Raw genomic sequence first — 25,127 nt, forward strand, 5'->3', positions numbered from 1 at the left:
ATGAGCGACGATAATAAAAAACAAGATGAAAAGGATCTAAAAGCGTCAGACGCCACTGAATCTGAAGCGACGCCAAAGACGACGGCAACATCAGAAACAGAAACAAAGGCCGCAGAAACTGAATCCGCAGCTGGGGCAGCGGCCGCAGATGAAACGGCCAAAGACGATGATGCCACAGCCGATGCCCAAGAACCGTGGGAAAAACAATTTGATGAAGACAGCAGTCTTTCACGAGTAGCCCATAAGAAAAAAGAAAAAAATAATACGTTTTTTGTAGTGGGGCTAACGGTATTGTTATTGGTGGTTATGTCGATTCCAGTGGGTTATTACATTGTGAATATGAACAAACCGGCACAATCTAGCGGTAATAGCAATAAAATTGTAGTAAGCTCATCTAAAAAATCAAATTCTGAATCGGCTTCTTTATCTAGATCACGTTCAGAAAGCAAAGCCAAGGCTAAAAAGGCATCTATTGCCAGCTCTAAAAAAGCGGCTGAAAGTCAAAGTGCCCAAATTAAATCCCAAGCTGCAGCTGATTCTCAAGCGGCTGCTGAATCTCAAGCTCAAGCAGATGCCCAGGCTGCCGCACAGTCGAGTCAACAAGCTGCCGCACAATCGCAAGCGGCTGCTTCTAGCAGTTCAGCCCAAGCGGCCCAAGATGCGGCCAGTTCGCAAGCTGCTTCCAGTAGTACCTCAGCCAGTGCCGGTTATCACACGGTTCAAAAGGGTGAAAACTTGTATCGAATTGCTGTGAATAACGGCTTGACGTTAAGTGAACTGTTACAATTAAATGGTTTGTCTTCAGGATCTAGCATTTCACCTGGTCAGCAATTACGGGTAAAATAATAAAGATAGGCCAATCAAATAAACTATAAGTGCGTTTTAAAGTATCAAGCAAAACGGCTTGTAAAACGGGGAGATTAGATTTTGAAAATTGCCATTGATGGCCCGGCTTCCGCAGGAAAGAGCACGATTTCTAAACTTGTGGCCCAGGCTTTGGACTTTACGTATTTAGACACAGGTGCCATGTATCGGGCAACGACTTACTTAGCGCTGCAGCAAAAAATTGCCTTAGATGATGCCCCTAAAATTGCCCAGGCTTTGGCTAAAGCGACAATTGACTTTCAAAATGGACCGGAAAATGATCAAAAAGTATTTTTGAATGGTGAAGATATTACAGAAGTCATTCGCTCTGCTGAAGTTACGGGCTTAGTGTCACAAGTGGCTGCTTTACCAGAAGTCAGACAGACGCTTGTCCAACAGCAACGTCAAATTGCGGATCGGACGAATATTGTGATGGACGGTCGAGACATTGGCACAACGGTTTTACCGGATGCAGAAGTTAAAATATTTATGACGGCCAGCGTATTACGGCGCGCACAACGGCGTTATAAGGAAAATATTGCTAAAGGGATGACAACTTCTTTGGAAACGATAAAAACAGATATTGAACATCGTGATTACAAAGACAGTCATCGCGCCGTATCACCGCTACGACAAGCAGAAGATGCGATTGTCGTTGATACATCAGATTTAAATATCGAACAATCTACGGCTAAAATCCTTGGAATAATTCGGCAAAAAATGAATTGATTCTTATTTTTTATTCTTTTTTCTGGTAAAACGCATGAATTTCAAGTAGAATAGTACCGTAGTTAGTCGCAAGGAGGATTTTAGTTATGAGCGAAGATGCAAACACGAACAATAATAAGGAATTAATGGAAGATGCTTTAAACAGTGTCCACGAAGTGAAAATTGGGGACGTAGTTGTCGGTGAAGTATTAGCTATTGACGACGGTCAATTAATCGTTGGTATCGAAGGTACAGGTGTTGAAGGGGTTGTTCCTTTAAAGGAATTAACTGCTGATTCAAGTGCAGATATCAAAGATCAAGCTAATGTCGGTGACAAACTAGACTTAGTTGTAATTTCTTCAATGGGCAAGGATAAAGAAAACGGGAGTTATCTATTATCTAAGCGTCGTCTAGAAGCTCGTAAAGTATGGGATGAAATCGAACAAGAATTCAAAGATGGCAAAACAATCACAGCAACAGTTACTAACGTGGTTAAGGGTGGTTTAGTAGTAGACGCTGGTGTCCGTGGCTTTATTCCAGCTTCTATGGTTGAAGACCATTACGTTGAAGATTTAAATGCTTATAAAGGTAAGTCATTAGAACTTCAAATTATGGAAATTGAACCAAGCGAAAATCGTTTGATTTTATCTCATAGAGCGATTGTAGAAAAAGAAAAAGAATCTCAAAAAGCTGACGTTATGGCTAAATTAGTGCCTGGTGATACAGTTGATGGGAAAGTTGCACGTTTAACAAACTTTGGTGCCTTTGTTGATTTAGGCGGTGTAGACGGGTTAGTCCATGTTTCTGAAATTTCTTATGATCATGTTGACCAACCTTCTGATGTCTTAAAAGTAGGTCAAGAAGTTAAAGTTAAAGTCTTAAACGTAGATTCTGAAAAAGAAAGAATTTCACTATCTATCAAAGCAACTTTACCTGAACCATGGACAAACATCGAAGATAAGGCCCCAGTTGGCGCTATCTTGGATGGTGAAGTTCGTCGTTTAACAACATTTGGTGCTTTTGTGGAAGTATTCCCTGGCGTGGAAGGCTTAGTACACATTTCACAAATTTCACACAAACATATTGCAACACCAAATGATGTTTTAAAAGAAGGCCAAGATGTTAAAGTTAAAGTTTTGAGTGTTGATCCTGCTCAACATCGTTTAGCTTTATCTATCAAAGCTTTGGAAGAACCTGAACAAGGTGATACTGAAGCTCAAAAGCCTGCAGCAAAACCAGCACCTAAAGCTGAACCAAAAAACAATGTTGTCTCAACAGATGATGACGATAGCGGCTTTAGTATTGGCGAAATGATCGGTGACGCTTTAAAACAAAGCACCGATGACGATAAAGATTAATCGTTAGTTTTTAATGATTGAGAGGGTGGGACAAAACAATTTGTTTTGAATCGCCCTCTTAGTTTTTGGCATAAATTAGAAATGATATAAAGGAACTAGAGGTGATAAGATGGCTTTACCAACTGTTGCGATTGTTGGGCGCCCTAACGTAGGCAAGTCAACAATTTTTAACCGAATTGCTGGCGATCGTATTTCGATTGTAGAAGATACACCTGGGGTAACAAGAGATCGAATTTACGCCCGGGGAGATTGGTTGACCCATGAATTTGCGTTGATTGATACCGGGGGGATTGATATCAGTGATGCCCCATTTGTGAAACAAATTCAAGAACAAGCTGAAATTGCCATTGAAGAAGCAGATGTCATTGTTTTTCTTGTGAGTGCACAAGAAGGGTTGACAGATGCGGATGAAAAAGTAGCGCAAATTTTATACCGTTCAGATAAGCCGGTGGTTTTAGCGGTTAATAAAACAGATAACCCTGAACAGCGTCAAGACATCTATGATTTTTATGCTTTGGGTTTTGGAGATCCAATTCCCGTATCCGGTGCACAAGGTACAGGTTTAGGGGATTTATTAGATTTAATTATTTCTAAATTTCCAGAACCAAAACAAGAAGATGAAGATGAATCTGTTCATTTTAGTTTAATTGGCCGACCTAACGTTGGGAAGTCCTCCTTAGTCAATGCGATTTTAGGAGATAATCGGGTGATTGTATCTAGTATTGAAGGGACCACTCGAGATGCCATTGATACGAAGTTTACCGATCCAGACGGTCAAGAATTTTCAATGATTGATACGGCGGGAATTCGTAAACGAGGCAAAGTTTATGAAAATACAGAACGTTACGCAGTTATGCGGGCGATGCGGGCCATTGATCGTTCGGATGTTGTTTTAGTTGTTTTGAATGCGGAAGAAGGCATTCGGGAGCAAGATAAAAAAATTGCCGGCTATGCCCATGAGGCTGGCCGCGGGATCATTATTGTCGTCAATAAGTGGGATACCTTGAAAAAAGACAATCACACTATGGATAAGTTTGAAACTAAAATTCGTCAGGAGTTTCAATATTTAGATTACGCGCCAGTCGTTTTTGTTTCGGCAGTGACGAAACAACGGCTGCAAACCTTACCAGCGATGATTAAAACGGTGCATGATAATCAAATCCGGCGGATACAGTCTTCTGTTTTAAACGATGTCTTATTGGATGCAGTGGCGCTTACACCAACACCAAGTATTCACGGTCGCCGATTACGGGTTTATTACATGACACAAGTTGCTATTAAACCACCAACTTTTGTTGTTTTTGTAAATGATCCAGAATTACTGCATTTTTCATACCAACGTTTTTTGATAAATCAATTGCGTTCAACCTTTGATTTCACGGGGACACCAATCAAAATTATTCCGCGAAAACGGAAGTAGTGACGCACAAGAGCGTGCTTTCAATATAAATTTTCGTTAAGTTTTTTAGAAAAGTACAAAAAAATTGGTTTTAATGATAAAAAACCTTGCTATGACAGCATTCGTATGATAAGTTAAGATGTGAAATGGTGATCGTCATCGCCATTGTTTATCTTCTTGGACCACTCAAGATAGATAACTCAGACGAATTGTTTCAGGAGGTGAATCCGAACATGGCAAATAAAGCTCAATTGATCGACAGTGTTGCTGCTGAAACTGGTTTAACTAAGAAAGATGCAACTGCTGCTGTTGATGCTGTTTTTGGCTCAATTCAAGAATCTTTATCTAAAGGTGAAAAGGTTCAATTAATTGGCTTTGGTAACTTCGAAGTACGTGAACGTGCAGCCCGCAAAGGCCGTAACCCACAAACTGGTGAAGAAATCCAAATTCCAGCTAGTAAAGTACCTGCATTTAAACCAGGTAAAGCATTAAAGGATTCTGTTAAATAGTAAAAGTATTAAGCGAGCCATGTAGGAATACATAGCTTGGTCATTAAAGGAGCTGGGGTAAAATTTGATTTTGCCCTAGTTCTTTTTTATTATATAAATGTTTGTTTATGTGTTGACGAGAAGAGAGGTTTTTTGAGATGAGTTACAGTGAACAAATGCTGCAGATGCTAGAAGATGGTGATCTTAAACAGGCGGATGCTTTATTCACAAGAGCCTTGCACAGTGATGATGACGATACCCTTTATAGCTTGGCAGAAGAACTTTATGCTCTAGGTTTTGTGCAGCAGGCCAAAAAAGTGTATTTGCAGCTTTTAAAAGCTTATCCTCAGGAAGATGCGTTAAAGACCGTTTTGGCAGATATTGCCATTGGTGAGGGTAAAAGCGATACAGCTTTAAATTATTTAGAGACAATTCAAAACACTTCTTCAGCCTATGGTCAAGCGCTATTAACCGCCGCAGATGTTTATCAGACATTAGGTTTGCCGGAAGTCAGTGAGGCTAAGCTTAAAGAAGCAGAACGGCTTTATTCAGATGAACCTGTGATTTGGTTTGCCCTGGGGGAATTGTATTTTAGCTTGGGCCGCTATGCAGAAGCGGTGGCGCAGTATCAAAAATTATTAGATGAAGACGAAACAGAATTCGCAGGGGTATTGATCTTGCAGCGAATGGGGGCCAGTTTAGCGGGCATGGGGGCTTATGAAGAAGCAGTGGCCGCCTTAGAACAGCTGCCCCAAGAAGCTTTAGACAAAGATACTAATTTTCAACTGGGCTTTTTATACTTGCAGTTAAAAGATTACGATCAAGCGATTGATGTCTTGCAGCATCTGGAGCAAGCAGATCCTAACTATACATCCCTCTATGCTTATTTAGCAGAAGCTCAGGAACAAAATGGTGATTTAAATGGGGCTTTTGCGACGGTGCAAATGGGGATTGGTTATGATGAATTTAATGAAGTTTTATATCAAAAAGCCTTTGATTTAGCAACTAAATTAGGGGATGAAACTGCAGCTCAACAGTATTTAGAACAATTATTAAAGATCAATCCAGACAATCAAGGTACGGTGCTGGCTTTAAGTAATCTCTATCTTAAACAGCGGCGTTATGAAGCAACGGTTCAGTTATTAACGGATTATGGTCAAAATGGTAAAGATCCGCAGATGCTTTGGAATTTAGCCCAGGCCCAAGCAGCGTTGGAAGATTATGACAGTGCTAAGGAAAATTATTTATTGGCTTACAACAGCTTAAAAACAGAACCAAATTTCTTGAGAGATTTAATTAATTTCTTCCAAGAAATGGGTCTAGTCAAAGAAGAAATTGTGGCTTTAAAAAATTATGTTAAACTAGAACCAACCGACTTTGAGCGGCAGGAGTTATTAGATACCTTATTAGATGAAGAACAATTATGATGGAGTGATGAAGATGGCAAAAATTCGAGTATTAGTTGCAGGTTTTAAAGGCCGGATGGGTCAGACAACTTGTCATATGATTTTGGAACATTCAGCAGAATTTGAATTAGTTGGTGGCTTTGATCCTTATAGTGACCCAAATCAAAATTTGAGTCAGCAATTAAATTTAACAGATGGTTCTGAAATTCCCGCTTTTTCAAAAATTGAAGCAACATTACAAGCAAAACCGGATGTTTGGGTGGACTTTACAACCCCAGCTTCTGTTCAAAGCAATACCCAATTTTGTTTAGAACATCAAATTTCACCAGTTATCGGCACAACCGGTTTAACAGCCTCTGAAATTGACGCTTTAACAGCGACTGCGGCTCAACAAAAGCTAGGTGGTCTAGTGGTCCCTAACTTTGCTTTAAGTGCAGTCTTGATGATGAAATTTGCCCAAGAAGCTGTAAAATACTTCCCGGACGTGGAAATTATTGAATTACATCATGATAATAAAAAAGATGCCCCCAGCGGTACGGCTTTACGGACTGCGGAATTAATGGCGGCTGTCCGGAAACCAAAACAACAAGGTGCCAGTGATGAACAAGAAACGCTAACAGGTGCTCGGGGCGGTAATTATGAGGGCATGCGGATTCATTCCGTACGGCTGCCTGGACTAATTGCCCATCAGCAAGTGCAGTTTGGCGGCGTAGGGGAAGGCTTAACCATTCGTCAAGATTCTTATGATCGGGCTTCATTTATGACAGGGGTCGCTTTAGCAGTTCGAAAAGTTCAAGGCTTAACAACATTGAAGGTTGGTTTGGAAAACGTTTTATGAAATTAACACAATTACCTCAAGATTTTCAAGTCGCCCAGCCTATTTTAGAAACCATTGAAGCGGCCGGTTTTGAAGCTTATTTTGTAGGTGGTGCTGTTCGGGATGCTTTATTAAAGCGGCCAATTCACGATGTAGATATTGCCACCAGTGCTTATCCAGCAGAAGTTAAAGCTTTATTTAAAAGAACAGTGGACACTGGAATTAAACATGGGACGGTCACCATTTTAGACCATGGTGCCGGCTACGAGGTCACAACCTTTCGAACAGAATCCACCTATCAAGACTATCGGCGGCCGGATAAAGTCACTTTTGTCCGGTCTCTAGATGAAGATTTAAAACGGCGGGATTTTACGATCAATGCGCTGGCAATGAAGGCCGACGGAACCATTATTGATCTATTTGATGGACTGGCAGATATGCAACAGCAGCGCTTACGGGCAGTTGGGAAGCCGTTTGAGCGTTTTCATGAAGATGCTCTGCGGATGATGCGTGCGGTTCGCTTTGAAGCGCAATTAGATTTTTCGCTGGAAGCAAACACCAAAGCAGCAATTACGAGTAATCATCAGCTGTTAACTAAGATCGCAATTGAACGTATCCACAGTGAATTTTTAAAAATGATGTTAAGTCCACATTGGGCTACGGGACTACAAACATTTATTGAAACAAAACTAGCCACAGCCGTTCCCTTATTTTTACCTTATCAAGCACAATTAAAACAGGCATTAGCTTATGATGGCGTATTTGCCAATGAAACCCAAGTATGGGTCTTTTTAGCCTGGAACTTAGGGCTAACCCCTGACAAGTTGAAAAAGGGCTTAAAGACGTGGAAAACGGCCAATCAGGTGATTAACCAAAGTGAGCTGACTTTACAGTTGTGTTTGACATTGCAAAAACAACCAGCAGATATTGATTGGGTCTTATATCAAAGTGGGGCCCAGGCGGTTCGTGATGGGCTGGCGGTGTTGCGGCAGGTCAACCGTATAGATTCTGCACAGCAGCAGCATTTGCAGCAGATTTATGACACTTTGCCAATTCATTGCGCGCAAGATTTAGCAGTTAATGGCCGGGACTTAATGGCAGCCGGGCTGACTCCGGGGCCTAAAATTGGACAGAGTCTGCAGCAATTGCAGCGGCAAGTGGTCGCTGGAAAAGTGGCCAATCAGCCGAAAGCGCTGTTAGCAATCCTCCAAAATTGAGATTATGTAATTCCAATTGAAGTGTGTTAGAATAGTAATGTAAGCATATTCAAGGAAGGATGACGATTATGGAGCATGTCTTTAAAGAACTAAAATTTTATTTCAGAAATGGTGACGACTGGGTCGTAAACCATGATGAATTTAATGATTTGTGGATTTCTCGGGTAACCACAAGCTATGGCCGAATTGAAGGTGGCCCAATGAAAGAAATTCATCCCTGCAAGAGCTTCAAAGCGGATATCTTACCAGAAGCTGACCATGCCAATACTGAAGACATTAATACTGGGTCTTTAGAAATGGGGATGTTTGGTCGAGCTATGAAGTACCAAGATATCGAGCGGTGTGAAATTATTTTTGAAGGTGACCAAAAGCCTAACGAAATTTATTTCCCATTTAAGAATAAAGACACTTCTGGTTTAGATAACATTTATCAAACCAGTTATATTTCCACCAAAAATGGCCATTTGTATATTGTCATTGATGCGGAAAGAACGGTTTTTGAATTATATCCAGAAGCCCGATAGATTTCAAAAGGATTAGGTCAAAAGTAAAATTTTGACCCAATCTTTTTTATTTGGTTTTAAAATGGGGTTAATGCGTAGATTGACTGCGAAAAGGTATGTTAAAATAGATAAGATTAACGTTTTTAAAGAAGGGGTATTTCGTTGCGAACATTAACTGCGACGGACTTGAGCCGAGCATATGGCGAAAAAGTCCTATTTGATAAAATTAATTTTTTGATTCATGACCATGATAAAATAGGCTTAATTGGCTTAAATGGCACGGGTAAAACAACGTTACTTAATACAATTGCGGGCTTAGAAAAACCGGATAGCGGCACATTAACCGGCGCCAATGACTATAAGATCTCTTATTTGCGACAAGATAATAAGTTAAAGGCCACAACGGTTTTGGATGCGGCTTTGCGAGGAACTGGTCCAGAATTTGAGGCGATCAGAAACTATGAACGCACGTTAAAGGCCTATAATTTAGAACCCGAAAGTCAAAAATTGCAAGATCGCTTTTTTGAAGCTGAGAGTACTATGAATCGATTAAATGCTTGGCAAGTGGATACCGAACTAAAAACAATTTTGACAGAGCTTAAAATCACAGATTTTGATCAGCCGACAGATCAGCTTTCTGGGGGTCAAATAAAACGGGTAGCCTTAGCCCAAGCTTTATTGGATAAGGGCGACTTGTTGATTTTAGACGAACCGACGAACCATTTAGATTTTGACAGTATCGCTTGGTTAGAAAAATATTTGCAGGGCTATAATGGGGCTGTTTTAGTCGTTACCCATGATCGCTACTTCTTAGATGATGTGACGAATCAAATTTTTGAATTAGACGATGGTCGTTTGTCCATTTTTGAGGGCAACTATGAAGCTTATGTCACGCAAAAAGCGCATCAAGATCAATTGGATTCCGAACAAGCCCACAAACAGCGCCAATTATATAAACAGGAGCTGGCTTGGATGCGGGCTGGTGCTAAGGCACGGTCTACAAAGCAACAAGCTAGAATTCAACGCTTTAATGATTTAAAAGGTAATTTAAAAACAGACCATACGAATCAAGATGTGGCCATTGATATTAATGCCCAGCGTTTAGGTAAAAAGGTGATTGAACTAAAGGCTGCTAACTTGGCCTTTGATCAAAAGCCCATCTTAAAAGATTTTAACTTGTTAGTACAAGCAGGAGATCGTATTGGGATTACCGGCACAAACGGCGCAGGTAAAAGTAGCTTATTAAACGCTATTGCAGGGCGGTTGCCATTAGATAGTGGTTTGATTGATATCGGTGAAACTGTAAAATTAGCGTATTATACCCAGATTACTGAGCCAATTCCGGCGGATAAACGGGTCATTAAATATTTAGAAGATGTGGGCGAAGTGGTTACGAGTAAAAGCGGCGCCCATATCAGCGTGACGCAATTATTAGAGCAGTTTCTTTTCCCAAGACAAATGCATGGGACTTTAGTGCAACGTTTATCCGGTGGTGAAAAGCGGCGGTTATATTTATTAAAATTATTGATGAGTGAACCGAATGTTTTATTATTAGATGAACCAACCAATGATTTTGATATCCAAACTTTAACGGTGCTAGAGCATTATTTGGATGATTTTAACGGGACAGTGATCACTGTCAGCCATGATCGTTATTTCTTGGATCATGTGGCCGATGAGCTGCTGGTTTTTCATGGCAATGCTCAGATTAATCAATTTAGCGGGCGCTTAACGGATTATTTAGCAGCGCAGACTGCTGCAGTTAAGGCAGCGGCGGCGAAGACAAAACCAGAAACTTCGACACCAGCGGCAACCAACTCAGTGCCTGAAAAAGCTAAAAAACAAAAATTAACGTATAAAGAACAAAAAGAATATGAAACTATTGAAGCAGATTTAGAGAAACTAGATCAAAAAATCACAGATTTAAAAGCAACAATGGCCGCAACGGCTGGTTCAGATTATTTACAGCTGGCAGATTTGCAGCATCAAATTGATCAGTTAAATCAAACTGTTGATGAAAAAATGGATCGCTGGGCCTATTTAAGTGAATTCGCCAAGTAAACTTGAGCTAAAAGGAGACACGCAATGCTAGAAGATGCTTATCTAACCTTACAAAAAACAATTTTAGAACAAGGTCATTACAAAGATGATCGGACCAACACAGGGACTTACAGTCTATTTGGCTATCAAATGCGTTTTGATTTGACAGCAGGTTTTCCCCTTTTAACGACTAAAAAAGTTCCCTTTGGTTTGATTAAAAGTGAATTGTTGTGGTTTTTAAAAGGGGATACAAACATCCAATATTTGTTAAAACACAACAATCATATTTGGGATGAATGGGCGTTTAAAAATTATATTGAAAGCGCAGATTATAACGGGCCAGATATGACTGATTTTGGACACCGTGCTTTAAAAGAGCCTGCTTTTAAGCAGCAATATGATCAGCAAATGCAAATGTTTGATGATCGAATTTTAAATGATACGGCTTTTGCCCAAAAATTTGGGAGTTTAGGGAATGTTTACGGCAGTCAGTGGCGGCATTGGCAGACTAGAAATGGGGAAACCATTGATCAAATTCAAAATGTCATTGATTTAATTAAGACCAATCCCGATTCTAGACGGATGATTGTATCGGCCTGGAATCCTGAAGACGTGCCTACGATGGCTTTACCGCCTTGTCATACGTTATTTCAGTTTTACGTTGTAGATGGCAAATTATCTTGTCAGCTGTATCAACGTAGCGCAGATGTCTTTTTAGGCGTACCGTTTAACATTGCCAGCTATGCCTTATTGACACATCTAATTGCCCACGAAACGGGGTTAGGGGTTGGTGATTTTGTGCATACATTAGGGGATGCCCATATTTATAAAAATCATGTGGCCCAAGTTAAAACCCAGCTCACCCGGACACCAAAACCCGCCCCCAAATTAATTTTAAATCCCGACAAAAAAGATATTTTTGATTTTGATATGACGGATATTAAATTAGAAGGTTACGACCCTTATCCCGCAATTAAGGCGCCAGTCGCCGTTTAGGAGGTTTTTATGTTTGCATTTATTTGGGCTGAAGCCCAGGATCATGTTATTGGCTCAGAGGGAAAAATGCCTTGGCACATCCCTGACGACTTAAAATACTTTAAACAGACCACTTTAGGCCATGCTTTAGTAATGGGCCGTAAGACGTTTGCCAGTTTTGGCAGTAAACCCTTGCCTAAGCGGCAAAACATCGTCTTAACGCGACAAGATGATTTTGTATCTGATTTTAACAGCGTTACGGTCTGTCGAAATGTTCAAGATATCTTGGATTATGAAAAAAAGCACCGGACGGAATGGCTCTTTATCATTGGCGGTGCGGAAATTTTTAAGCAGTTCATATCTGTGGTAGATCGGCTTTATGTGACTAAAATTCAGGTGGCTGTTGCCGGAGATACTAAAATGCCAGATTTACCAATGGCTGATTTTAAGCAGATTGAAAGTATTCCAGGGACACCAAGCAAAAAATATCCCCATACTTTTGAAATTTATGAGCGTCAAAGTAGATGAATACAAAACGCTGGTCAAAGGGGATAGGCCTTTATTTTATTTATGGTCAGCCGTTAATCGGTCTGCTGGTTTTTGTGCTGACGGCAGTATTTTTTGTGGGCATCCAAGGGGCTAACGGGCCCTTAGTCTGGTTATATTGTGCCTTACCATTAATTTTTAATTTGTTTACGGCACTTTTAACGCGGGCGATTATCGAACAGAAAAAATAATAAAAAACGCAATGCTTGGCGGCATAACGATTAAGTTGCCGTCAAAACATTGCGTTTTTGTATTTTATAAAAATTTATTAAATATAAAATAAAATTGAGAAATACATTAAAGCAGTGCCTAATATAACAAATAGATGCCAGATAACGTGGATAAATGGAATGGCCCGTAAGCTATATAATAAAGCCCCTACAGTAAAGGAAACCCCACCTAAAATTAATAATAAAACCCCTTTAAACCCTAAAGCTAAATATAAAGGATGCATCGCCACAATGATCAGCCAGCCCATGATGACATAAATGGTCGTCTCTAAGCCTCGATGACTGCCGAGATTAAAAATTTTATAAAGGATCCCAACAATTGCTGTGGCCCAAACAATCCCAAACAGCGTCCAGCCAAAAGCGCCTTTGACTGCTAATAAACAATAAGGGGTATAGGTCCCGGCAATCAGTAAAAAAATACTGCTATGGTCAAAAATTTGGAAAACATGTTTGGCCTTTGTAAAAATTAAACTGTGAAATAAGGTGGAACTGAGATACAAAATAATCATTGAAGCGCCATAGATTGCATAGGACACGACAGCCATTGGACTATGGGCGTGGGCGCCTTTTAAAATTAATAAGACTAAACCGGCAATTGCCAGCAGTAGGCCAATACCATGGGTCACCGCATTTAAAACTTCATTTGTAATTTGGTATTTGCGGCTCATGTAAGGTCTTTCTTGAAAAATAGATGGGTGCATAACTTAAAGCCTCCTTGGCCGATAAAATTAGATACAGTGGGGTGCGGTAATACTGATTTTTTGCTATACTAATTAGTTATAGACTAATAGTATCGTACCATGAAAAAGATTGTTTTTCGATGGTGAAGCGTTGATTTTTTTTGTTAAGAAAACTTGAATTTATTTATTTTTTAAGCTAAAGGATTCATAATAGTCAATGAAATCAACTTTAGACTCATAAATTAAAGCGTGGAATCGGGAAAGCCGATTAACGGAAAGTGAGTGTTTAATATGGCAAATGTAAAAATTGTAACAGATTCTTCAGTACAATTAACCCCTGAAGAAGTTCAAAAATATGAAATTCATGTGATTCCCTTAATTATTGAAATTGATCAAAAGACTTATGTGGATGGACAAGATATTACGCGGCAAGGGTTTATGACCGCCATGGCTCATGCGGAAAATCTGCCTAAAACCAGTCAGCCTTCAATTGGTGCTTTTTTAGATTTATTTGATAGCTTAGCGGCTGATGGTAGTCCAGTTTTAGCGATCCATATGACGGAAACAATCAGCGGCACGGTTAATGCGGCCCATCAAGCCGGCGAAATTAGCCGAGCAGATGTGACCGTTGTCGATAGCGAATTTACAGATCGGGGCATGGCTTTTCAAGTGATTGAAGCAGCTAAGGCGGCACAAGCAGGTAAAACGGTACCAGAAATTTTACAAATTATTGCGGATGTCCGGGATCGGACACACTTAGTTATGGGGGTTTCAGATTTAACCAACTTAGTGAAGGGCGGTCGGATGAGTCGGGTTTCCGGGATGATTTCCGGTTTGTTAAATATTAAAATTGTTCTTGAACTAAAAAAAGGTCAGTTAGATGTTGTTTCTAAAGGCCGGGGTGTCAAGACACTCATGCGTTACGTAGATAAGACGATTACGCAGATGCAAAATTTGCCGCCAATTAAAGCGATTGGGATTTCTCATGCGGATGGGTTAAAAATTGGGCAAGATATTATGGCGGCGTTAAAACCGCTGTTTCCAGAAGTACCTATTTTATTAAGGGAAACAGATCCGATTATTGCAACACATGCTGGGCCCGGAGCATTTGCATTAATGTTTTATACAAAATAAATTAAGCGGGTGTGATTGATTGTGAAAAAAATTTGGCGGATAGGACTTTTGCTCAGTTTGTTCAGTTTAAGCTTAGGGGTGTTAAGTCCGGTTATTTCCGCAACAGTAACAGACACGGTTTATGCTGCCAAAAAGAAAACTAAAAAAACGCCAAAAGTAAAAAAGAAAATTCAAATTACAGCGATTGGGGATTCTTTAACTTATGGTGTGGGTGATGGCGCTAAAAACCACGGTTATGTTGGCTTAATCAAAAAAACAATTGAAAAGAAATACAAATCTGTGACAGTGGTTACTCACAATTATGGCGTCAGCGGTGATACCAGTGCACAGATTTTAAAACGGGTACAAGAAAACAAAAAGTTGCAAGAAGACGTTAAAAATTCGGATGCCGTGGTAATGACGATGGGTGGCAATGATATTATGCATGTCATTGAAAAAGATCCTGCCAACGTGACGACTCAAGCGGTCAGCGCCCAGGCCCAGACGATGGGGCAAAATTTAAATCAGATCATCAGCCTAGTCCGGCAGCAGCAAAGTGAGGTTCCGGTGTTTGTCATCGGTCTATACAATCCTTTTTATGTTTTAGTACCCACGGTAACAACGATGCAGACCGCAGTTGCCAATTGGAATGATAATACAAAAAATGTTTTAAAGATGAATGTGGAGAGTTATTTTGTACCGGTGGATAGCGTTTTAACAAAAGGGGATAAAAAAACCCAAAAAATTATTAACAAGCGGTTAAAAGCGGTGGCTAAAGAAAAAGCCAGCAGCAGTACGTCATCTAGTAGCACAACGGATTTTACAGCTGTGACCGTTAAAAATGATACTAAAAAAGAACTGGTTAATCCTTATTTATATAAAAAGGATCATTTTCATCCCAATCATACCGGTTATGTTCGGATGACCAATCAGCTTTATCAAGTCATGACCAAACATAAAAGTTTATGGCTATATCAAAAAAATTAGGAGTTGTCTATTTTGGCAGAGGAAAAACCAGTTGTTCAAAAAGCAAAACGAAAGCATAATCCTTGGCAAATTGCTTTTTTTGCTGTAATTTTAGTGTTTGCATTTGGGCTTATATTTGTGAGCGTAAAGGCATTTAGTCCCAGTCAAGCAGTTTCAAACAGTAAAACAATTGCTCGGGATGAATCCTTTAGTGTGACTTTTAATAAAAAACAAGTTAATGGATTTACAAAGTATTTTATTGATAATCAGCTCAAAGATGAAACGATTAAATATGGCCTGCAGTTAAAAAGTCATGCGATTGTGACCGGCAGTGTGGAGTTTTTAAACCGGCCAGTTCAATTTTCAATGATTTGTGATCCCTATGTTACGGAAAATGGCAATGTTCAGCTGAAGGCTAAAGAAATTGCCGTGGGCCAGTTGGCTTTGCCTTTGAATTTTGTTTTAGGCTATATTGGGCATAATTTTAATTTGCCAAAATGGGTTAGCGTAAATCAAAAAGATAAAACCATTAATTTGCGGTTAAATGAATATAAGCTTAAAAACGGCATGCAGTTCACCGCTAAAAAAATTGATTTAAAACAAGATAAAATTGAATTTAATGTTTATTTGCCAACGAATTAAGTAAGTGAGGTAAAAAGATGAAACGCAGTTTTTATCAGTGGCTGATGACTCAAAAAAATCCAGACGGTAAAGATGAGCTGGCGAACTTCGCTAACAATGCGGCGCTGGATCAAAGTTTTCCAAAACAGTCTGAAGATTACCATGAAGTCGCCCAATATTTAGAGTTAAGCGGCGCATATTTACCAAATATGGACATCTTTGATCAAGCTTTTGCGGCTTATCAAGCGATGGATCAATTTTAAAATGAGGCGAAATTATTGGCAGATCAGGATAAAAATTCAAAAGTAACTGTACCAAAAACACCGAAAAAAAAGCGGCAGATTTTTTTACCGGTTTTTGTGGGCATCGTCACTTTCTTAGCCGGTGTCGCTTTAACATTAATGGTTGTATTTGCCTTTTTAGGCCGTTCCTTACAGCCTCAAAGTTCGAGTTTCTCTAAAATTAATAGTGTGTACCAAACGATCAAACAGAATTATTACAAACCTGTATCTTCCACGAAGCTCATTAATGGGGCAATTAACGGGATGATCGCTAGTTTGGATGATCCTTTTTCAGAATATTTGCCTAAAGAAGATGCTACTGATTTAAACACGACAATTTCCGGTAGTTTTGGCGGTATTGGGGCTTCTGTAAAACAAGATGGTAATTATGTGGCCGTGGATGCGCCGGTTAAAAATACGCCAGCGGCTAAAGCAGGTTTAAAGACCAATGATGTGATTATTAAGATTAATGGTAAATCTGCCAAAGGATTTACCACATCTGAAGTTGTCAGTAAGATTCGCGGTAAAATTGGTACAAAAGTGAAATTAACTTTAAAACGCGGCACTAAAATTTTCACAGTGACGTTGACTCGGGCTAAGATTCCAGTGACAACTGTCAGCGGTAAATTGGATGCTACAGACAAAACAGTAGGTTACATCCAAATCAGTACTTTTTCAGAACCAACGGCTAAAGAATTAAAGCAACAGGTTAAAAAATTACGGAAAAAAGGCGCTACGAAGTTTATTATCGACTTACGCGGCAATCCTGGTGGGACGTTACCAACCGCATTAGCCACGGCCAGTATGTTCTTAAAAGATGGCCAGACAATTATGAAAGTCCAAGACCGTTCCGGAAATACGGAGACGTATAAGGCGGGTAAGACTTATGATAATGGCTTTAAAGTAAAAGAAAAAACGGTTGTTTTAGTTGATGGTGATTCGGCTAGTGCTTCTGAAATCTTTGCCAGTGCGCTGAAAGAATCAGCCCATGATCAAATTATTGGCACCCAATCTTATGGTAAAGGGACGGTACAGACCGTATCGGATTTAGGCAGCAGCAGTGAAATGAAGATCACTACGGCAAAATGGTTAACGCCTAAAGGTCATTGGATTAATAAAAAAGGAGTGACGCCGACGGTTAAAGCAGATTATCCAAGCTATGCTTATCTATCTGGTTTTGATACGTCTAAGACTTATCAGCTAGGTCAAAGCAGCCGGACAATTATTTCAATTCAAAAGATTTTAAAGGCACTGGGTTATAGTGTAGATCAGACAAATGGGGTTTATGATGAAAGTACCCAGGCGGCTGTGGCACAATTCCAAACAGCTCAAAGCAATGACGACAGTGGTGCTTTAAGCGCTACAGGTACGGTAGATCCGGCAACTGGGGAGGCGTTAATTGAAGCCTTAAGCCAGCTGATTAGTGATCATGATCAAGCTTATCAAACCGCTGTGAATGAATTAAATAAATAAAAAAATCGATCTTAGGCCATTGAGTCTAAGGTCGATTTTTTCATTAAATGAATATACCTTTTTAGAGCCCTAAATGGGAGGTACCCCTTTTCTAGAGCGATAGTATAAAGATATACCTAATTTTTTAGAAACACCCTATTAAAAATATCTAGTTTACTTAAATTATAAAATGGTTATATAATTAGAATAAATCTAATAAAAGGAAGTTGTTAGCCATGTCTTATGAACAAGTGAAACAGTATTTTACAAGCCAAGGGTTGGCACAGCGGGTTGTTGTGCATGAAGCCATTGGCGATACGGTGGTCCATGCGGCGCAAGTATTAGGTTGTACACCGGCGCATATTGCAAAAACCATGTCTTTTTTAGTAAATGAACAGGTTGTCTTAATCGTGATGGCCGGGGATGCTAAAGTGGATAACAAAAAATTTAAGGCAGAATTTTCTAAAAAGGCTAAAATGGTGCCTAGGACAGTGTTAGAATCCCGAGTGGGCCATGGTCCGGGGGCGGTTTGTCCGTTTGCTTTAAAACCTGATGTGGCTGTTTATTTAGATATGTCATTGCAACGCTTTAAGACGGTCTATACGTCTGGTGGCAGTGTGAACAGTACTGTAAAAATCTCACCGAGTGAGTTAGAAGTTTATGCCCATCCAGTGAAATGGGTAGATGTTGGTAAAGATTGGCTGCCCCAAGTGCAAGCGGCCGGATAGAAGGACTTGACGGTCACTCTTTTGGATCAACTGTCATCAATTAGTGCTATAAATCATTTTGTTTACTTTAGGGCGCTTATGCTAAACTGAAATAAACAGTGAATAGGGGGGCGATTGTTTGACTTCAATGAAGCTTATCAATCCAAATACTAATCAGACCGTTATAATCCGTAATGAAGTGCCACAGGATTATGCGCGGGTAGAAACTATGACTCGGGCTGCTTTTTATAACGAATATATGCCTGGCTGTATTGAACACTATTTAGTGCGGACGATGCGGGGAACAGACGATTTCATTGATGCCCTGGATTTAGTTTTGGAAGTTGACGGTAAGGTGATTGGGAATATTATGTATACCCGGGCCTGGCTGACAGATGATGATGGTAATGTGAAACCGATATTGACGTTTGGGCCATTGTCCGTTGATCCGGGTTTTCAGCGTCAAGGGTACGGCAAGCAGCTGATCGAGGCTAGTTTTGAATTGGCGCAAGCATCAGGTGAAGATACTGTGGTGATCTTTGGTATGCCAGATAACTATGTGGCCCGTGGGTTTAAGTGTGGCCGCGACTTAAATGCTAGTCTGCCCGATGGCAGTTTTCCGGCGGCGATGATGGTCAAAGAACTTACGCCTGGCGTATTAGGCGGTAAGCATTGGGCTTATACGGAAAGCAAAGTTATGGCGGTTTCTGTGGATGATGCTTTGAAATATGATGCGACTTTACCGCCATTAGAAAAGCACTGGCAGCCTAGTCAAGAGGCTTTTAATATTATCAGCCGGTCAACAGTTACCGCACCGGCAGAATAAGTCAGTTATAAATAGTGCAATTTATCATTTTTGTGTAGTGGGTTAGCGCCACTATACGGCGATTAGTTTAGAAGATACTCTTTTTTTATCTATTCAGGCTAGGTGCTGGTGTCAATGCCAATTGATTTTGATTCTGACCCTAGAGACTTTAATTATTAATTCATTTCCAATAAAACTAACCAGTTGTCACACGATATTATCATCGGCTTAACGCTAAAAATAAAGGTAGTTATTTTAAAATGTTAGTGGGCGATGTGATTAAAAATTAATAATTGAAGTTAGGGGCGTTTGAGATGGCAACAAAAGAGAAGCAGATTACATTGATTGCATTAGTCATGATGATTTTTACGACCGTGTTTGGCTTTGCGAATGGAACCGTCGCATTTTATTTGATGGGGTATGGCTCTATTCTATTTTACTTAGTCGCGGCGGTACTCTTCTTTATACCATTTGCGTTAATGATGGCTGAATATGGTGCGGCTATCAAATCGGATAGTAGTGGGATGTACAAATGGCTAGAGGTTAGCGTTAATCCGCGTTTTGCCTTCGTTGGGACCTTCATGTGGTTTGCGTCATATGTCATTTGGATGGTGTCCACATCGGCCAAGGTCTGGATTCCATTTACAACGATGTTTTTCGGGTCAGACCAAACGCAAAACTTTGCTGGGCTAGGTTTGAATGCCACGCAAGTGATTGGTTTGTTATCTTGTCTGTGGATGGTGATTGTCACCGTCGTTTCAATTAAAGGGGTCAAAGGCATCGTACGGATTACGAGTCTTGGCGGGATTGCGGTTACGAGTTTGAATGTGATATTATTCGTTGTTTCAGGTATTATTTTAGTTTTACAACACGGCAAGTTAGCGCAGCCGTTGACTCACATTTTATCGTCACCAAATCCGAACTACCAGCATCCGGTGGGCCTATTAAGCTTTGCGGTCTTTGCAATTTTTGCTTATGGCGGGCTGGAAGTGCTTGGTGGGATGGTCGATAAGACGAAGAATCCCGAAAAAGCCTTCCCGCGGGGGATTATGATCGCGGCTGTTGTGATTACATTAGGTTACGCTTTAGGGATTTTGTGCTGGGGTGTGAGTGCAAACTGGCAAAAGGTATTAGCGGATTCATCAACAAATATGGGGAATATCAGTTATGTTATGATGCGTAACTTAGGGTTAGTTTTAGGTCAATCACTGGGACTCAGTGCGGCGGCCAGTGCTAATTTAGGGTTGTGGTTCGCACGTTATACCGGGTTAGGCATGTTCCTCGCCTATGCCGGGGCATTTTTCACCTTGACCTATTCACCGCTGAAAACGTTGATCATGGGGACACCGAAGAAATTATGGCCTGCGAAGTTTACGAAATTGAATAAAAATGAGATGCCAAGCTTTGCGATGTGGGTTCAATGCGCAATCGTGCTTGTGATCATCTTGATTGCTTCGTTTGCCACAACAGATCCATCGGCGTTTTACAATATTTTGACGTTAATGGCCAATGTCTCGATGACACTGCCATACTTGTTTTTGTTATATGCTTTTCCAAAGTTCAAACGAAATCAGGATATTATGAAACCATTTGAAGTTTATAAATCGATAACCTGGACTACGATTATCAGTTGGGTCGTCTTTGTTGTTGTGTTGGCGGCTAACATATTCACGGTTATTCATCCGATTTTGGTAAACGGTGACTATCAAAGTGCCCTATGGATGTTGGTCGGACCGATTATTTTTGGTATCGGTGGTTGGCTGGTTTATAGTGCTCGGACGCGTACTTAGTAGCAAGCCCTTTATTGATGTAAGAAAAGATAGAATTGTCATCAGCGCAATCTTTGTTACACTAAGAGATTGCGCTTTTTCGTTGACATTTAAAAAGCGATTTGGGACATTGTTAAATGGCAAACCAGTGAAGGTTCCGGTTTTGCGGGAGGTTTTAAGTGATGAACCTACATTAGAAAATAGTACCGGTGGCGCAAGTTCATGAAAGTTTTCCTTATTGGAAGCAACGTCACTATATAAAATCACTTGGAAAATGGTAAAATTGAAGATAAGCTGATCAAATTTTAGGTTATCTTTTCTTTTACAGTGCGCTGATAAAGGATAAGGGATGTCTTTAAAAAAACGATGAAACCCTTTATACCTTCACGTAAAATTCATAAGGGTTATGACTGCTGTTACGCGTAAGATTGGCCTTACAAATTTTATAAAATATAAAACTCAACACGCGACAAACGTTGATACGACAAGGAGAAATTACTATGAGTACGATTCAATGGTAGAATGGTACTCCGGCAAGCGTTCGAAATAGTCAAGGATAAAAATAAGATCTGAATTAGCTCAGAAGCCCAATTTATTGGGCTTTTTATTTTTAAATAAAAAAGCATCCATATTTTTATGAATTCAAAAAAGAAGGGGCATTAATCAATGCTAATCTATGATAACCAAATTTGGGCAAATTCTTTGGCACAAAGATTTACTGAATGGACATATGATATGTCTTATTCGAAAAGAACAGAATTTATCTAAATTTTATTCAATAAGTGAATTTTTTGTAAATTTGATTGTTGTTTTTTTCTTTTTTGAGAGTAAATGACACACATATTTTTTATCAAACAGCTTGCCTTTAAGTCCACTTCAAGGTTTATCGTAGAAAACATTGAAATGGATGAGGGTGTGTAAACGTGAATTCAAATAGAAGTAAATTTGGTATGGTTTTACCTATTATCTTGATTAGCTACTTTATGTTGGTATTGGATAACTCAATAATCTTTACAAGCACAGTTAAAATATCTAATGACTTAGGGTTAACTGCCACGTCATTATCCTGGGTTAGCACTGCATATGCCTTAACCTTTGGCGGATTATTATTAATCGGCGGTCGGATGGGTGATATTTTTGGTCGCAAAAAAATGCTTTTAGTTGGATTGCTAATTTTTAGCATCAGCTCATTATTTGTAGGAGCATCAGTGAATGGTCTGATGATTATTCTTATGCGTGCCGCTCAAGGCATTGGATCAGCAATTCTAGCTCCAACGACCTTAGCATTACTGATGGATAGTTACACGGGTAAAATGAGGATTCGTGCGATCGCAGCTTATGGTGCTACGGCAGGAATTGGTGCTAGCTTTGGCTTAGTAATCGGTGGATTAATTGCCAGTTTTTGGACATGGCGTTGGGGATTCTTCGTAAATGTACCAGTGGGAATATTATTATTCGTTTTGACAGTTATTTTCGTTAAGGATTACACGGAAAAGAAAGAACAAAAAATCGATTTGGCTGGAACTGCTCTTTCAATTTTAGGCCTATCACTCTTAATCTATAGCATTGTCGGTGAGCAATACAAAATATTGACAGGGATTTTGGCAGCAGTATTATTAATCTTCTTTGTATTGATCGAAAAAAATACTACTGTGCCTTTAATGCCATTAAAAATTTATGTAGATTGGGAACGTAGCTGTGCTTATTTTGCACGATTCTTTTATATGGGTGCTATGATGTCGTATTGGTTTTTGACACCACAAGCTATGCAAAATGTTTATCGCTTTACACCATTACAGGCGGGTGCAGCGTTCCTTCCAATGACGTTAATACAGTTTATTTCAGCAATGTTGACGTCACGTCTATCTGCTCGATGGGGAAATACCAAACTCTTGATTATTGGTGTCACAACAACTTTGATTGGTCCAGGTCTATCCACACTTATCGGTATTCAAGCGGGATATATTTGGGCAATTGCATTACCAATGATTTTCTTAGGTATTGGTCAAGGATTCAGTTTGAGCGCTTTGACTACTGCAGGTATTGCCAATACAGATCGTAACTTGGCTGGTGCAGCGTCAGGGGTGATTAACATGATTCATCAGATCGGTGGCTCAGTTGGATTAGCACTTGCTGTGGCTGTTGGATCACATTTTTTGAATTTTAGTCTGAATTATCGAGTTTCAACAGGAATTGTGACGATTTATCTTGCATTATCAACGATAGCGGTTGTCATCATCGCAATTAAAAATAAAAAGTAAAAAAGGTATTGCCTTAAAGTAGACTTCAAAGTTTAAGATCATAATTGAGTTTTTAATTCATATGTTTGTTTTGAAAGGATGATTAAAATGATAAGCACTGAAATGATTGCAATTACTGGAGCATCTAGTGGTATTGGTGCTGCTACAGCAGAGAAATTTGCTTCTGAAGGTTATGGTTTGATTCTCATTGCGCGTGATCTTAATAAATTGCATACTGTTTCGCATAATATCAAAGCAAAGTATCCTGATATTTCAACAGTTGTATATTCTGTAGATCTAACATCTGAGAAGTCATTACGTGAGATGTATGAGTCGTTGAAAAAATTTCACATAAAATGCTGGATTAATAATGCGGGTTTTGGTGACTATAAATTAATTTCGGACCAAGATATTGAAAAAGCAAACGCTATGATCAGTTTAAATGTTACTGCGATGACGTTATTGTCCATGCTCTATGTAAAAGACTATGAGAATGTTTCCGGTTCGCAATTGATTAATGTTTCATCCGCTGGCGGATATTTGATGGTTCCAACTTGCGTTACGTACTGTGCAACTAAATTTTTTGTGAGTGCATTTACAGAGAATTTGGCACTGGAGTTAAAGCATAAACAATCAGCACTTAAAGCTAAAGTGTTTGCTCCAGCAGCTACACAAACAAACTTTGGTAAAGTAGCTAATGATGTGACTGAGTATGATTATGACCATGCTTTTGGGGAATCATATTTTACCAGTGAACAATCCGCCGACTTTTTATTGCAGTTGTTCCATAGTGATGATCACTTCGTTGGTGGTATCAATAGACAGAGCTTTGAATTTGAACTTTCAGATAATCACTTTGACTTTGCCGGAAGCTCTGATCGAAATCAGAGTTTATAAAAACAACAAAAAAGTATTGCCTTAAAGCCGACTTTAAGACGTAGAATTAATTAGTCAATTGGAATTTATACTGGATTTTTTAGGAGGAATTATATCGTGGATAGTAAAGTTATTGTGATTACCGGTGCTTCTAGTGGTATCGGTGAAGCAACTGCTCTACGGTTGGCTAAAGCCAATCATAAGTTAGTTTTAGGTGCTCGTCGTGAAGAACGGTTGCAAGAATTAGTAGATAAAATTGTCAATGCTGGTGGTGAAGCGGTTTATGAAATTACTGATGTAACAGATATTCATTCAGTTGAACAGTTGGCTGAAAAAGCAATGAATCAATATGGACGAATCGATGTTTGGATGAATAATGCGGGATTAATGCCACATTCACCGCTTATTCAAGACCGTGTAGAAGATTGGAACCGGATGATCGATGTTAACTTACGTGGTGTGTTGCACGGTATTCATGCCGCGTTACCAATCATGCGAGAACAAAAATCTGGTCAATTCATTAATACAGCCTCCGTAGCTGCTCACGCAGTTCATGCTGGAGGTGGTGTTTACTCTGCCACTAAAGCGGGAGTTACGATGATTAGTGAAGCATTACGACAAGAAGAGGCTGCTGCGGGCAGTAATATCAGAGTGACAGCAATTTCACCTGCAGCAACCGCAACTGAAATTGCTGACCATATTACCGATGAAGCTACCAGAGAACGGGTTGCTAAGGCACATGCTAAGTTAGCAGTGCCGGCTGATCGGATTGCTGAGGCAATTGAGAGTGCAATTAATATGCCAGCTGATACGGCAATCAATGAGATAATTGTGCGACCAACAGCCCAAGCTTAATTAAGTAAGATCGGATTTGATCTAAAAGACCAATCAGGAGCCGTAGAGCAAACCTGATTGGTCTTTTATTGTTTAGAAAACAAAAACAGGAATTGTGCTGGCCAGTCAACTAAGATCAGAGTACTCAACGATATTTACGCCTGAAATAAAATACAATAATTGCTTGCGTTGGAGTTAGGTTCAAAGTTTAAACTATGAGTTGTATTTGAAT

Annotated in this window: 26 protein-coding genes; 25 read left to right on the forward strand and 1 reads right to left on the reverse strand. The window is 39.7% G+C overall.

Annotation, left to right across the window (positions count from 1 at the left end):
* From EKM93_RS11085 to EKM93_RS11145, 13 genes are all read left to right on the forward strand, one after another.
* Positions 1 to 846, forward strand: a complete 846-nt coding sequence (locus tag EKM93_RS11085; protein WP_125715653.1) for a LysM peptidoglycan-binding domain-containing protein — start codon at positions 1 to 3, stop codon at positions 844 to 846.
* An 81-nt stretch (positions 847 to 927) separates the two neighbouring features.
* Positions 928 to 1,593, forward strand: a complete 666-nt coding sequence (cmk, locus tag EKM93_RS11090; protein ID WP_125715654.1) for a (d)CMP kinase — start codon at positions 928 to 930, stop codon at positions 1,591 to 1,593.
* Between the two features lie 86 nt (positions 1,594 to 1,679).
* Positions 1,680 to 2,930: a 30S ribosomal protein S1 gene (gene rpsA / locus EKM93_RS11095; RefSeq protein ID WP_125715655.1), complete on the forward strand. Its 1,251-nt coding sequence runs from the start codon at positions 1,680 to 1,682 to the stop codon at positions 2,928 to 2,930.
* Positions 2,931 to 3,039: 109 nt separating this feature from the next.
* Positions 3,040 to 4,350, forward strand: coding sequence for a ribosome biogenesis GTPase Der (der, locus tag EKM93_RS11100; RefSeq protein ID WP_125715656.1), 1,311 nt, complete (start codon positions 3,040 to 3,042; stop codon positions 4,348 to 4,350).
* A gap of 212 nt (positions 4,351 to 4,562) precedes the next feature.
* Positions 4,563 to 4,838 (forward strand): HU family DNA-binding protein, encoded by a 276-nt coding sequence (locus tag EKM93_RS11105; protein WP_125715657.1) that lies wholly within the window; start codon positions 4,563 to 4,565, stop codon positions 4,836 to 4,838.
* Between the two features lie 137 nt (positions 4,839 to 4,975).
* Entirely contained in the window at positions 4,976 to 6,244 is a 1,269-nt protein-coding gene (locus EKM93_RS11110) for a tetratricopeptide repeat protein (protein WP_125715658.1), read from the forward strand.
* A gap of 13 nt (positions 6,245 to 6,257) precedes the next feature.
* Positions 6,258 to 7,061 (forward strand): 4-hydroxy-tetrahydrodipicolinate reductase, encoded by an 804-nt coding sequence (gene dapB, locus EKM93_RS11115; RefSeq protein WP_125715659.1) that lies wholly within the window; start codon positions 6,258 to 6,260, stop codon positions 7,059 to 7,061.
* Positions 7,058 to 8,257, forward strand: a complete 1,200-nt coding sequence (locus EKM93_RS11120) for a CCA tRNA nucleotidyltransferase (protein ID WP_125715660.1) — start codon at positions 7,058 to 7,060, stop codon at positions 8,255 to 8,257. Before dapB ends, EKM93_RS11120 begins: the two co-directional genes overlap by 4 nt.
* 65 nt (positions 8,258 to 8,322) lie before the next feature.
* On the forward strand, positions 8,323 to 8,781 hold the full coding sequence (locus EKM93_RS11125; RefSeq protein WP_125715684.1) for a hypothetical protein: 459 nt from the start codon (positions 8,323 to 8,325) through the stop codon (positions 8,779 to 8,781).
* Between the two features lie 141 nt (positions 8,782 to 8,922).
* Positions 8,923 to 10,821 (forward strand): ABC-F family ATP-binding cassette domain-containing protein, encoded by a 1,899-nt coding sequence (locus EKM93_RS11130; protein ID WP_125715661.1) that lies wholly within the window; start codon positions 8,923 to 8,925, stop codon positions 10,819 to 10,821.
* A gap of 24 nt (positions 10,822 to 10,845) precedes the next feature.
* On the forward strand, positions 10,846 to 11,796 hold the full coding sequence (locus EKM93_RS11135; protein WP_125715662.1) for a thymidylate synthase: 951 nt from the start codon (positions 10,846 to 10,848) through the stop codon (positions 11,794 to 11,796).
* Positions 11,797 to 11,805: 9 nt separating this feature from the next.
* The gene (locus tag EKM93_RS11140; RefSeq protein ID WP_125715663.1) at positions 11,806 to 12,303 is read left to right on the forward strand and encodes a dihydrofolate reductase; all 498 of its coding nucleotides are present in this window, start codon (positions 11,806 to 11,808) and stop codon (positions 12,301 to 12,303) included.
* On the forward strand, positions 12,300 to 12,512 hold the full coding sequence (locus EKM93_RS11145) for a hypothetical protein (protein WP_125715664.1): 213 nt from the start codon (positions 12,300 to 12,302) through the stop codon (positions 12,510 to 12,512). The genes EKM93_RS11140 and EKM93_RS11145 overlap by 4 nt, the downstream gene beginning before the upstream one ends.
* Before the next feature lie 77 nt (positions 12,513 to 12,589).
* Here the strand turns inward: EKM93_RS11145 and trhA are convergent, their stop codons facing one another.
* Complete coding sequence (trhA, locus tag EKM93_RS11150) at positions 12,590 to 13,252, reverse strand: PAQR family membrane homeostasis protein TrhA (RefSeq protein ID WP_125715665.1); 663 nt, start codon at positions 13,250 to 13,252, stop codon at positions 12,590 to 12,592.
* Between the two features lie 270 nt (positions 13,253 to 13,522).
* On the opposite strand from trhA, the gene EKM93_RS11155 reads away from it, so the two are divergent.
* The 12 genes from EKM93_RS11155 (at position 13,523) to EKM93_RS11205 (ending at position 24,916) form a co-directional block, all read left to right on the forward strand.
* On the forward strand, positions 13,523 to 14,365 hold the full coding sequence (locus EKM93_RS11155) for a DegV family protein (protein ID WP_125715666.1): 843 nt from the start codon (positions 13,523 to 13,525) through the stop codon (positions 14,363 to 14,365).
* Positions 14,366 to 14,386: 21 nt separating this feature from the next.
* Complete coding sequence (locus EKM93_RS11160; RefSeq protein WP_164507072.1) at positions 14,387 to 15,331, forward strand: GDSL-type esterase/lipase family protein; 945 nt, start codon at positions 14,387 to 14,389, stop codon at positions 15,329 to 15,331.
* 12 nt (positions 15,332 to 15,343) lie between these two features.
* Entirely contained in the window at positions 15,344 to 15,952 is a 609-nt protein-coding gene (locus EKM93_RS11165; RefSeq protein WP_164507073.1) for a YpmS family protein, read from the forward strand.
* 17 nt (positions 15,953 to 15,969) lie between these two features.
* The gene (locus EKM93_RS11170) at positions 15,970 to 16,194 is read left to right on the forward strand and encodes a YozE family protein (RefSeq protein ID WP_125715669.1); all 225 of its coding nucleotides are present in this window, start codon (positions 15,970 to 15,972) and stop codon (positions 16,192 to 16,194) included.
* A gap of 15 nt (positions 16,195 to 16,209) precedes the next feature.
* Positions 16,210 to 17,685: a S41 family peptidase gene (locus tag EKM93_RS11175; RefSeq protein WP_125715670.1), complete on the forward strand. Its 1,476-nt coding sequence runs from the start codon at positions 16,210 to 16,212 to the stop codon at positions 17,683 to 17,685.
* A 215-nt stretch (positions 17,686 to 17,900) separates the two neighbouring features.
* Complete coding sequence (locus EKM93_RS11180; protein WP_125715671.1) at positions 17,901 to 18,392, forward strand: YbaK/EbsC family protein; 492 nt, start codon at positions 17,901 to 17,903, stop codon at positions 18,390 to 18,392.
* 127 nt (positions 18,393 to 18,519) lie between these two features.
* Entirely contained in the window at positions 18,520 to 19,197 is a 678-nt protein-coding gene (locus EKM93_RS11185) for a GNAT family N-acetyltransferase (RefSeq protein ID WP_125715685.1), read from the forward strand.
* 293 nt (positions 19,198 to 19,490) lie between these two features.
* Entirely contained in the window at positions 19,491 to 20,966 is a 1,476-nt protein-coding gene (gene yjeM, locus EKM93_RS11190) for a glutamate/gamma-aminobutyrate family transporter YjeM (RefSeq protein ID WP_125715672.1), read from the forward strand.
* Positions 20,967 to 21,048: 82 nt separating this feature from the next.
* Positions 21,049 to 21,171, forward strand: a complete 123-nt coding sequence (locus EKM93_RS13740) for a hypothetical protein (RefSeq protein WP_263853583.1) — start codon at positions 21,049 to 21,051, stop codon at positions 21,169 to 21,171.
* A 697-nt stretch (positions 21,172 to 21,868) separates the two neighbouring features.
* Complete coding sequence (locus EKM93_RS11195) at positions 21,869 to 23,206, forward strand: MFS transporter (protein ID WP_225423707.1); 1,338 nt, start codon at positions 21,869 to 21,871, stop codon at positions 23,204 to 23,206.
* An 87-nt stretch (positions 23,207 to 23,293) separates the two neighbouring features.
* The gene (locus EKM93_RS11200; protein WP_125715673.1) at positions 23,294 to 24,082 is read left to right on the forward strand and encodes an SDR family NAD(P)-dependent oxidoreductase; all 789 of its coding nucleotides are present in this window, start codon (positions 23,294 to 23,296) and stop codon (positions 24,080 to 24,082) included.
* Positions 24,083 to 24,175: 93 nt separating this feature from the next.
* Positions 24,176 to 24,916: an SDR family oxidoreductase gene (locus tag EKM93_RS11205; protein WP_125715674.1), complete on the forward strand. Its 741-nt coding sequence runs from the start codon at positions 24,176 to 24,178 to the stop codon at positions 24,914 to 24,916.
* The last annotated feature ends 211 nt before the right edge of the window (positions 24,917 to 25,127 follow it).

It is taken from the genome of Agrilactobacillus yilanensis (assembly GCF_003946725.1).
Classification (GTDB): Bacteria; Bacillota; Bacilli; order Lactobacillales; family Lactobacillaceae; genus Agrilactobacillus; species Agrilactobacillus yilanensis.